This is a genomic window from Ruegeria sp. AB11 (genome assembly GCF_056536325.1).
The window spans coordinates 648,438-655,000 of sequence record NZ_JBQFJO010000001.1 but is presented as its reverse complement, the minus strand read 5'-3'; the positions used below and the strand labels follow the sequence as shown (position 1 = coordinate 655,000).

The 6,563-nt window shown below is 54.3% G+C and carries 4 protein-coding genes, 1 tRNA gene and 2 rRNA genes; 3 read left to right on the top strand and 4 right to left on the bottom strand.

Annotation, left to right across the window (positions count from 1 at the left end):
- Window positions 1–164: 164 nt before the first annotated feature.
- The 3 genes from ACR3EJ_RS03435 to ACR3EJ_RS03425 all read left to right on the top strand — a co-directional run bounded on the left by ACR3EJ_RS03435 (window position 165) and on the right by ACR3EJ_RS03425 (window position 3,457).
- Window positions 165–3,024, top strand: a 23S ribosomal RNA gene (locus ACR3EJ_RS03435).
- A gap of 191 nt (window positions 3,025–3,215) precedes the next feature.
- Window positions 3,216–3,330: ribosomal RNA gene (rrf, locus tag ACR3EJ_RS03430) — 5S ribosomal RNA — on the top strand.
- Between the two features lie 50 nt (window positions 3,331–3,380).
- Window positions 3,381–3,457: transfer RNA gene (locus tag ACR3EJ_RS03425), tRNA-Met, on the top strand.
- A gap of 422 nt (window positions 3,458–3,879) precedes the next feature.
- Here the strand turns inward: ACR3EJ_RS03425 and ACR3EJ_RS03420 are convergent.
- From ACR3EJ_RS03420 to ACR3EJ_RS03405, 4 genes are read right to left on the bottom strand one after another with little or no spacing between them, the layout of a single operon-like run.
- Window positions 3,880–4,926 (bottom strand): energy transducer TonB family protein, encoded by a 1,047-nt coding sequence (locus ACR3EJ_RS03420; protein WP_170546875.1) that lies wholly within the window; start codon window positions 4,924–4,926, stop codon window positions 3,880–3,882.
- Window positions 4,923–5,300 (bottom strand): ExbD/TolR family protein, encoded by a 378-nt coding sequence (locus tag ACR3EJ_RS03415; RefSeq protein WP_170546871.1) that lies wholly within the window; start codon window positions 5,298–5,300, stop codon window positions 4,923–4,925. Before ACR3EJ_RS03415 ends, ACR3EJ_RS03420 begins: the two co-directional genes overlap by 4 nt.
- A gap of 4 nt (window positions 5,301–5,304) precedes the next feature.
- Window positions 5,305–5,631, bottom strand: coding sequence for a biopolymer transporter ExbD (locus ACR3EJ_RS03410; RefSeq protein ID WP_029621714.1), 327 nt, complete (start codon window positions 5,629–5,631; stop codon window positions 5,305–5,307).
- A 31-nt stretch (window positions 5,632–5,662) separates the two neighbouring features.
- Window positions 5,663–6,325: a MotA/TolQ/ExbB proton channel family protein gene (locus ACR3EJ_RS03405; protein WP_170546868.1), complete on the bottom strand. Its 663-nt coding sequence runs from the start codon at window positions 6,323–6,325 to the stop codon at window positions 5,663–5,665.
- Window positions 6,326–6,563 lie beyond the last annotated feature (238 nt).

Here is a 6,563-nt window from a genome sequence, read left to right as displayed (position 1 = left end):
GGGAAATGTATGTTTTGGTTCAGAAGAACGATCACCTTTAGTTACCAGCTGGGTGATCACGATCGATCTAATCGAACTGTGAAGGCCGAAGGCCGAAAGAGTTCATGCGCTCAAGTAGCCGAATAGGCGGTAGCGCAAAGATTAAGTCTTTCTCTTCTGGATCAAATCAAGCGCGAGAAGGGCGTTTGGTGAATGCCTTGGCAGCAAGAGGCGATGAAAGACGTGATACTCTGCGATAAGCCATGGGGAGCTGAGAATAAGCTTTGATCCATGGATCTCTGAATGGGGCAACCCACCTGAAAGCTTCATATTGTTATCTTTGATACTCAATATGGGGTTTAAACAGGTACTTAAGACCTGAATACATAGGGTTTTAAGAGCAAACCCGGGGAACTGAAACATCTAAGTACCCGGAGGAAAGGAAATCAATTGATACTCCCTAGTAGCGGCGAGCGAACGGGGACCAGCCGAGCCAGATAAGTGACTAGAACACGTTGGGAAGCGTGGCCATAGCGGGTGACAGCCCCGTATAGGAAGCTTTGATGGACGTATTAAGTAGGGCGGAACACGTGAAATTCTGTCTGAAGATCGGAGGACCACCTTCGAAGGCTAAGTACTCCTTGCTGACCGATAGCGAACCAGTACCGTGAGGGAAAGGTGAAAAGCACCCCGACGAGGGGAGTGAAACAGTACCTGAAACCGAACGCCTACAATCAGTCGGAGGCTCCTTGCGAGCTGACGGCGTACCTTTTGTATAATGGGTCATCGACTTGGTCTCACGAGCAAGCTTAAGCCGTTAGGTGTAGGCGTAGCGAAAGCGAGTCTTAATAGGGCGAATGAGTTCGTGGGATCAGACCCGAAACCGAGTGATCTAGGCATGGCCAGGTTGAAGGTAAGGTAACACTTACTGGAGGACCGAACCCACATCCGTTGAAAAGGATCGGGATGAGCTGTGCCTAGGGGTGAAAGGCCAATCAAACTCGGAGATAGCTGGTTCTCTGCGAAATCTATTTAGGTAGAGCGTCATCCGAATACCCCGGGGTAGAGCACTGGATGGGTAATGGGGCCCCACAGGCTTACTGATCCTAACCAAACTCCGAATACCCGGGAGTACTAGATGGCAGACACACTGCGGATGCTAACGTCCGTAGTGGAGAGGGAAACAACCCTGACCTACGACTAAGGCCCCCAATTCATGGCTAAGTGGGAAAGCAGGTGGGACGACCAAAACAACCAGGAGGTTGGCTTAGAAGCAGCCATCCTTTAAAGATAGCGTAACAGCTCACTGGTCTAAATAAGTTGTCCTGCGGCGAAGATGTAACGGGGCTCAAGCCATGAGCCGAAGTCTAGGGATGCGTAAGCATCGGTAGCAGAGCGTAGTGTGACATAGAACCTTGTCTATATTGCCGCCGGTTATGCGGCGCGAGTAATCGCGCTCAAGTAGCCGAATAGGCGGTAGCGCAGACATAGGTTCTTTCGATGAAGCCGGGGCGTGAGCCATCCGGTGGAGAGATCACTAGTGAGAATGATGACATGAGTAGCGACAAAGAGTGTGAGAGACACTCGCCGAAAGTCCAAGGGTTCCTGCTTAAAGCTAATCTGAGCAGGGTAAGCCGGCCCCTAAGCCGAGGCCGAAAGGCGTAGGCGATGGGAACTAGGTTAATATTCCTAGGCCAGGAGGATGTGACGGATCACAGGTGTAGTTCAATCTTATCGGATTGATTGGGCTGCTGAGTGGTTCCCGGAAATAGCCCTCCATCAGACCGTACCCTAAACCGACACAGGTGGACTGGTAGAGCATACCAAGGCGCTTGAGAGAACGATGTTGAAGGAACTCGGCAAAATACCTCCGTAAGTTCGCGAGAAGGAGGCCCGGTTCCTAGGCAACTAGGGGCTGGGGGCACAAACCAGGGGGTGGCGACTGTTTATTAAAAACACAGGGCTCTGCGAAGTCGCAAGACGACGTATAGGGTCTGACGCCTGCCCGGTGCCTGAAGGTTAAAAGGAGAGGTGAGAGCCTTGAATTGAAGCCGGGTAAACGGCGGCCGTAACTATAACGGTCCTAAGGTAGCGAAATTCCTTGTCGGGTAAGTTCCGACCTGCACGAATGGCGTAACGACTTCCCCGCTGTCTCCAACATCGACTCAGCGAAATTGAATTGCCTGTCAAGATGCAGGCTTCCCGCGGTTAGACGGAAAGACCCCGTGCACCTTTACTACAGCTTCGCACTGGCATCAGGATTGTGATGTGCAGGATAGGTGGTAGGCTTTGAAGCGGAAACGCAAGTATCCGTGGAGCCTCCCTTGAGATACCACCCTTCGCACTCTTGATGTCTAACCGCGGTCCGTTATCCGGATCCGGGACCCTGCGTGGCGGGTAGTTTGACTGGGGCGGTCGCCTCCTAAAGCGTAACGGAGGCGCGCGAAGGTTGGCTCAGAGCGGTCGGAAATCGCTCGTTGAGTGCAATGGCAGAAGCCAGCCTGACTGCAAGACTGACAAGTCGAGCAGAGTCGAAAGACGGCCATAGTGATCCGGTGGTCCCGAGTGGAAGGGCCATCGCTCAACGGATAAAAGGTACGCCGGGGATAACAGGCTGATACTGCCCAAGAGTCCATATCGACGGCAGTGTTTGGCACCTCGATGTCGGCTCATCTCATCCTGGGGCTGGAGCAGGTCCCAAGGGTACGGCTGTTCGCCGTTTAAAGAGGTACGTGAGCTGGGTTTAGAACGTCGTGAGACAGTTCGGTCCCTATCTGCCGTGGGTGTAGGAGACTTGAGAGGAGTTGCCCCTAGTACGAGAGGACCGGGGTGAACGATCCACTGGTGGACCAGTTGTCGTGCCAACGGCAGTGCTGGGTAGCTATGATCGGACAGGATAACCGCTGAAGGCATCTAAGCGGGAAGCCCCCCTCAAAACAAGGTCTCCCTGAGGGCCGTGGAAGACCACCACGTCAATAGGCCGGAGATGTAAGCGCAGTAATGCGTTCAGTTGACCGGTACTAATCGCCCGATAGGCTTGATTTGATCCAGTAATGGAAAGACAAAATCAAACCAGAAGCATACACCGACCTTGAGTTGGACAACGTTGATTGATGTGAAACCCCGTAAGGGGTGACATAACAACCGTGCGGCAACGCGCATTCGCTTCGCGAATACGCTGCCTGCCGCGCGTCGCCTTTTTGCACTGCAAAAAGAGCGATGGGGATTTTCCTCGGTTTGGTGGTCATAGCGCAAGTGAAACACCCGGTCCCATCCCGAACCCGGAAGTTAAGCACTGCCGCGCCAATGGTACTTGGGCTTAAGCCCCGGGAGAGTAGGTCACCGCCAAACCTAGTAAAATCCCCCTTCTCTCTAACACGATGATACAAATCTGACTCTGACGCGGGATGGAGCAGCCCGGTAGCTCGTCAGGCTCATAACCTGAAGGTCGTAGGTTCAAATCCTACTCCCGCAACCAAACTAAAGCGTCAGATATCAAGCACTTAGCCTCGCAACTCGCGAGGCTTCTTGCATTTATGCCATCACAACTGGAAGCACTGTGGAAGCAAATGGGACGAAGTTGCCATGGAAGCATTGTGGAAGCAACTGGAAGCGGTTCATGGCGTAAGAGGTAGGAATGGAGCGTGCCGGTCGTCAATGATAAAGAAACGATTCCAATAAGATAGGGTAAAGCAGCGTTTTCAAGCGTAGCTGGTGCAGGTGGGCGTAAGCTATCTCATAACCTGAAGGTCAGAGGTTCAAATCCTACTCCCGAAACCAAATTCCAAACAACCCGCTCAGACTATTTTTCATCACACGGTTCAATAGTTTAAAGCACTCCAAGCTATAAGTCTCTTGGAGTTAACGAATAGCTATGCAACTGAGCCGCTGTCTCTGATCTCAACTATTCTGGTAATAGAATGATAGCCTGCGGCTTGAACCGCTTGGTGGGCGAGGAAATGGGGCGGCGCGGATGACTTGATCTCTGGCGGCGCGTTCGATCTCGGGTGAGCCTGAGCTGTCGACGATGTCGACCCAAGCCAGTGATCCATCAGGATTAATTTCGAAGAATACCTGCGCAAATCCTCGGACTGGGACATAGACGACGGGTGTCTGATTTAGATGGACCAAAATCTGTCCGGCATAGTTCGTAGTGTCGGAGTTTCCTGCGCCGCGGCCTGAGGATTGATTTCTGCCACTGCTGGTTCGGAACGGGTCAGCCCCTTCTTTTTGATACAGGCTTAAGGGCGACTCTACTGTCCGCGAAGGGTTGCGCAAATTGTCGAAGTTACTGAATCCATCGAGCGATCTTGGAGTATCCGTTGCGGGCCTTCTGTCCGGAAGGCGGGGACGCTTGGAGACAGATACAGCCTGATCGGAAGCCCCGGTTTGTTCTTCCGGCAGCTCTGTTGTTGGCTCATCGACGGAACTTGGGATTTCCGGTTCGACTGCCGCACTCTCCAGTGGAGGGACCGGAGCAGTTGGGGCGTCTGTGGGTGGTAGCGCTGCCAAGCGCTCGGGCGCCGGGGGTGTTGCGGTAGTCACCGCGTCTGCGGCTGGTTCGGCGCTGGACGGGGCGACCGGTTCGGTCGGCACCCCTTCCTGCAATTCTGATTGTGGGGCGACGGGCGCTCCGACATCGGGTGAAGATACCTGCTGAGGATCGGGGGAGGCGACGAGTGTTTCGCTGATCGGGATGTCGGCAGTATCGGGCCTAATAGTATCTTCAACCGGAGGCTCGGGTGGTTCAGCAGATTCCGGTTGCACCGGGTCCGTTGTGTCTTCGGTGAATTCTTCGAATGTGTTGCCAAGCTCGATCAAGCTGACCGATTCCTCCTTGGATCGCAGTTGTGGCAAACTGGGTCCGTAGAAACTGATACCGAGGATGTGCAGGACAAGCGAAAGCGCACCCGCCAACGCAGCGACGGCTGCTGACTTCCGGATCATTTTAACGCCTGCTGGGTCACGAGGAACACAGACGGCGCGCCATACCGTCGAAGGGCACCGGTTAACTCCATCAACCGTTGGCCTGAAACATTGCGGTCGGGGACAATCCTGACCGGTCCGTCATCATGGCTGGCCATGAAAGCCTCAGGGTCGGTTTGCACTCCGCGAAAGCTGAGGATGCCATCAGCGTTTAAGACAAGCGCATCGGGAGGATCGCGGCCTTCGAGTTCCGATGTGTCGACAAGCTGAAGTTCGGGATCAAGCGGTGGTGCCAGGGTGCCTGCAATCAGAAAGAAGATCAGCATCAGAAAGACGACGTTGATCAGAGGGATGGTCGAGTCTCGTTTGCTGCTTGGGCGACCAAAGCGGATCATCGGTCTACTCCAACACCGTGACGGTCAAGCCATCGCGGCCACGCAAAATAACCAGCAAATCCACAAGTCGTTGCGCGGACGTATCGGCATCAAGGCTTACCAGAGCCTGACCTGTCCCGATCCTTGCAGACAGGTCATCCAGCGTCAGCGTTTCGCCGTTCAAAGTCACGCGCTCTGCACCGATCTGGATGAAAATTCTCTCCACTGGCTCAGCCGAGGCCGATGCTCCTGAGGTTGCGCTGCTGATTTCGATTTCCGCGAACTTTGAGAAAGTTGAAGACAACATGAAGAACAGCAACAGCAAGAAGATGACATCGATGAGCGGCGTCATCGACATCGGTCGTCTGACAAAGGGTGCCGTGTTACGCATGTTCAGCGTTCAGAGTCTCGGTCGCCCTAGTGGCGGGCCGGTTCGAATGGTTTGGGACCAGAACCGTGCGCAGTGCTTTGTCCGCAAACACCCGTTCCCGGGCAGTTCGGCTTTCAAACCAGGACAAGACCATCGAGGTTGGCATCGCCACCGCAAGGCCAACAGCTGTGGTTACCAGGGCAACCCAGATGCCGCCTGCCAGCAATGAGGGATCGACAGAAGACCCGGCCGACTGAAGGCTTTGGAACGCATTGATCATTCCCAAAACTGTCCCGAACAACCCAAGCAGCGGGGCAAGCTGGGCAACCGTGTCTAAAAGTCGAAACCCCCGCTCAAGCCCGGCAAGTGCCAACCCGGCTTCGGCATCCAACCGGGCGTCCAGATCGGGAGTGTCCGGCGCGTCCATTGCGGCTTCGACAAGCGGTGCAAGATAGCTGCTGCTTTGTGCGAGGCGTGTGCGTGCAGTGGCCCGATCCCCAGCATCCCAGGCTTGCAGTGCTTGGGACAGCACCTTGTGCCGTCCCACGCCACAGGCTGCAAACTGCCACAGCTTGTATATACTGACCGCGACGGTCAGGATCGACATGACAATAAGGATAGCCACTACGGGCCCGCCAAGGGCTAGGATTTCCCGAAGAGAAGAGAGAATATTCATCCAAGTAACTCCACTTCAACTCGGCTGCTGAGCGTTAGGGTCGATTGACAGACGTCGCTCTGAGATCCGTTTATCACGCATGAACTCGCGCCATTGATCAATGCTCGCCCAACAGACGTGCAAGACATCCCTGGCAGGTCAAACTGACGGACACGCGGGCGATCCAAGGGTAAGTCTCGAAAATCAAAAAGTGAAAGGGTTACAACACTCCCTTCATTGTCGAATATCACCGTCTCAA